Origin of the sequence: Actinoplanes sp. NPDC048791, assembly GCF_040650095.1 — a bacterium.
Taxonomy (GTDB): domain Bacteria; phylum Actinomycetota; class Actinomycetes; order Mycobacteriales; family Micromonosporaceae; genus Actinoplanes.
On record NZ_JBEZGQ010001762.1, the window covers coordinates 1 to 1,014 of the forward strand.

A 1,014-nucleotide genomic window follows, 5' to 3' on the forward strand; every position below is an offset into this window, starting at 1 on the left:
GCCGCCTCCTCGATCCGGGTCTTGAGCTGGTCCGGCAGCCGGAAGTTGATGCGAGACACGGCTCCGTCGTCGGGGATGTCGGTGGCCTCGACCGGCTCGGGTGCCGTCGTCTCCACCGGATGCTCGGCCGGGGGTGGCGTCACGACAAAACCAGGGGAGCCGCCCCGCAGCCGCAGCTCGACCGAGCCCGGGGCCAGGTCGCGGGTGATCTCGTCCGCTGCCGCGGACAGGGCATCGAGCAGGGCGAGCCGGAAGGCCGACTCCATCGGCGCGGTCAGGCGCTCGGCCAGCTCGCGGGCGTCGGAGCCGCCGAGCTCGGCCGCATCGGCGAGCTCCTCGCGGAGCCGTGCGACATATGACGTGAGGTCCATGACGCCATCATGGCATCACTGTGGCGCCATGTAAAGCCATGATGGCATCACGGAGGTGCCATGGGGGTTGCGTCGTTTCCTGCGTCGTTTGCGGCCGGTCCGGCCCGGGTAGGGAAGCGCTCGTGCTCGAAGTCGCTGATCTCCCGCTACCCGGGTCCGGCCGAACCCTGGAACGGTTCGAGCGGCTCGCGGCCATCGCCCGCCGCGACCCGGTCGCGGCCCGGCTCTGCGAAGGCCATGCCGATGCCGTCGCGATCCGGGCCGAGCTCGACGACCCCGGCCCGTCCGCTCCGGACGAGAGCTGGGGTGTCTGGGCTGCCGCGCCGGCGTCGGTGACCGCCGTCGAGAAGGACGGCGAATGGACGCTGAGCGGCGACCGGCCGTGGTGCTCGGGCGCGGGCTCGTGCACCCATGCCCTGGTCACCGCCACCGCGCCGGACGGCATCCGGCTGTTCGCCGTGGTGAACCGCGCGCCCTGGGCGGTGCCGCTCGACGGGACGTGGCCCGCGGTCGGGATGGCCGGCAGTGACAGCCGTACCGTCCGCTTTACCGACGCCCCGGCCCGACCCGTGGGTGGTCCCGGCTCCTATGTCGGCCGGCCCGGCTTCTGGCACGGCGGTGTCGGCGTCGCGGCCTGCTGGTA

At 73.1% G+C, this 1,014-nt stretch carries 2 protein-coding genes; one reads left to right on the top strand and one right to left on the bottom strand.

Annotation, left to right across the window (positions count from 1 at the left end; translation table 11 throughout):
• The coding region (locus AB0C29_RS50265; protein ID WP_360835722.1) for a hypothetical protein at window positions 1-371 on the bottom strand (371 nt) is incomplete at its 3' end.
• Window positions 372-493: 122 nt separating this feature from the next.
• On the opposite strand from AB0C29_RS50265, the gene AB0C29_RS50270 reads away from it, so the two are divergent.
• Window positions 494-1,014: acyl-CoA dehydrogenase family protein (locus tag AB0C29_RS50270; protein WP_360835724.1), on the top strand; the 521-nt coding region annotated here is incomplete at its 3' end.